Source organism: Micromonospora sp. ATLC20, from assembly GCF_057196585.1.
The window spans coordinates 1-737 of sequence record NZ_JBXUOV010000408.1 but is presented as its reverse complement, the minus strand read 5'-3'; the positions used below and the strand labels follow the sequence as shown (position 1 = coordinate 737).

The window sequence follows — 737 nt, the reverse complement described above, 5'->3', positions numbered from 1 at the left end:
TTTGGGGGGGCGGCGGGGCCGGGCGTAGGCCGCGGGTAGGGCCGACGGGGGCGGGGGCCGGCCGCCCGCGGCCCGCTTGCGGGCCGCCTTGACCGCCGTCGACGCTGACGCCCTGGTCTTCACCGGCGACAAGGGCGCGCTGCTGCGATCCGGCAACTTCGGCCGTGCGGCCAAGTGGACGCGGACGGTCGAAGCGCTCGGGCTGCCCGGCTTCCACTTCCATGACCTCCGCCATACCGGCAACACCCTCGCCGCAGCCTCTGGCGCGAGCACTCGCGAGCTAATGCAGCGAATGGGACACGCCAGCATGCGGGCGGCGTTGATCTACCAGCACGCAACCAGCGAGCGGGACCGCGAGATCGCCTCGGCCATGGACCAGCGGATCGCCCGGCAGACCCGGCGCAAGGGCGGCCAGAGCAGCTAATGGCCCACGGATGGCCCGCAAGATCGGAGCGGGGGAGTGGCCGACCGGCCCAGGATCGGGGGACGCAGCCTCTGACCTGGGCCGGAGGCTGTTGGAGCGGGCGACGGGAATCGAACCCGCACCGTCAGTTTGGAAGACTGAAGCTCTGCCATTGAGCTACGCCCGCGAGCGCCCCACCACAGCAGGGCGCGCCGACAGCGTACCCAATGAACCACGGCCACCGCGCAGCGCCGAGCACGTACCGCCGGGATGTGACGTGCAGGCGTTCCAGGCCGGCGTCCGGGATCTCGTGGTGCGCAACCACCGCCGCACC

1 protein-coding gene and 1 tRNA gene are annotated in these 737 nt (G+C 72.2%); one reads left to right on the top strand and one right to left on the bottom strand.

Annotation, left to right across the window (positions count from 1 at the left end; translation table 11 throughout):
- Nucleotides 1–88: 88 nt before the first annotated feature.
- Nucleotides 89–424, top strand: coding sequence for a tyrosine-type recombinase/integrase (locus AC2CHG_RS31665; RefSeq protein WP_269704542.1), 336 nt, complete (start codon nt 89–91; stop codon nt 422–424).
- Between the two features lie 92 nt (nt 425–516).
- Here AC2CHG_RS31665 and AC2CHG_RS31660 read toward each other — a convergent pair.
- Nucleotides 517–590: transfer RNA gene (locus AC2CHG_RS31660), tRNA-Gly, on the bottom strand.
- Nucleotides 591–737: the final 147 nt, after the last annotated feature.